The organism is Vibrio sp. Vb0598 (genome assembly GCF_033338935.1).
Classification (GTDB): domain Bacteria; phylum Pseudomonadota; class Gammaproteobacteria; order Enterobacterales; family Vibrionaceae; genus Vibrio; species Vibrio alginolyticus.
The window spans coordinates 1-1000 of record NZ_JAWOTP010000341.1; the positions used below are offsets into that span (position 1 = coordinate 1).

A 1000-nucleotide genomic window follows, 5' to 3' on the forward strand; every position below is an offset into this window, starting at 1 on the left:
AAATTCAAGAAATCTACCCAACTGCCGATATAACTTTTGTCATTGGTCCTGATAATTTCTTCAAATTTGCTAAATTTTATAAGGCGGAAGAAATTACGGAACGTTGGACTGTCATGGCGTGCCCAGAAAAAGTTAAAATTAGAAGCACGGATATCCGCAATGCACTCATAGAAGGCAAAGATATCAGCACCTATACGACACCAACTGTCAGTGAACTGTTGCTCAACGAAGGCTTATATAGAGAAACATTATCTGGTAAATAAGAGGTCGGTTTTCATGGTCAGAGTAGCCGTATTTAGTGCATGTGCGCTGCTTGTGGTGACGCAAGCTAACTCCGCATGTAACTATCTTTCTGATCGCTCCGTGGTGTTTGAAGACAACACCATGCCCATCTGTGAAGAAATTTTTGATACTGTTGGTGTGCTTAGTACCGATACCTTAGATTGGTATGCTGCTGAAGCGACAGCAGAAGGACCAACAGAAAACTACTGGGAAGAGTGGGCAATCAAATCGCAAGACATTCCGTTTCTTACTCAAAACGTAGACAAAAACTATTTTGGTCTTGGTATTTGGATGCCAGAAGAGCTACGTGAAGAAGAAAACAAAATGACCACAGAAGAGTGGCTTCGCAGCCATGGTCTCATGTTCAGCATCGGTTTTGGTAATAAAGCTGATGGTGAGCCAAGAATGCGCTTCGACTATCGTTGGCACGAGTATTACGACGCCGACTGGATGATGCAAATTGAAGTGCCATTTTAGTTCATCGTTTTCACCAATCGTTCGATGTGTGTTGTGCTTGGGATTACTTGGGGAAATATGTGACCCTACGTGAGGCAAAGAATAAGAAAAGGGCGTACCGCAAAGTACGCCCTTTTCGATCTTGTGTGAGTCTCGTGTGAGAAAACGCTATACACCGCTGACTTATAGCGCCTCACCAAACACTAAAAAGCAAAGCTGTTCGTATTCTTCTGTGTTGCCAGCAAACAAGTGCTCAACAATT

Annotated in this window: 1 protein-coding gene and 2 pseudogenes; 2 read left to right on the forward strand and 1 reads right to left on the reverse strand. The window is 43.0% G+C overall.

What is annotated here, in order from left to right:
• Both R7Q38_RS25150 and R7Q38_RS25155 read left to right on the forward strand, forming a co-directional pair.
• Nucleotides 1-263: pseudogene (locus tag R7Q38_RS25150) on the forward strand (nicotinate-nicotinamide nucleotide adenylyltransferase); the annotation flags it as partial.
• 13 nt (nt 264-276) lie between these two features.
• Entirely contained in the window at nt 277-759 is a 483-nt protein-coding gene (locus R7Q38_RS25155) for a hypothetical protein (RefSeq protein ID WP_005480810.1), read from the forward strand.
• A gap of 162 nt (nt 760-921) precedes the next feature.
• Here the strand turns inward: R7Q38_RS25155 and R7Q38_RS25160 are convergent.
• Nucleotides 922-1000, reverse strand: a pseudogene (locus R7Q38_RS25160) (AraC family transcriptional regulator); the annotation flags it as partial.

Coding starts and splice junctions, on each gene's coding strand:
- R7Q38_RS25155 (WP_005480810.1), top strand. CDS start 277: ATGGTCAGAGTAGCCGTATTTAGTGCATGTGCGCTGCTTGTGGTGACG.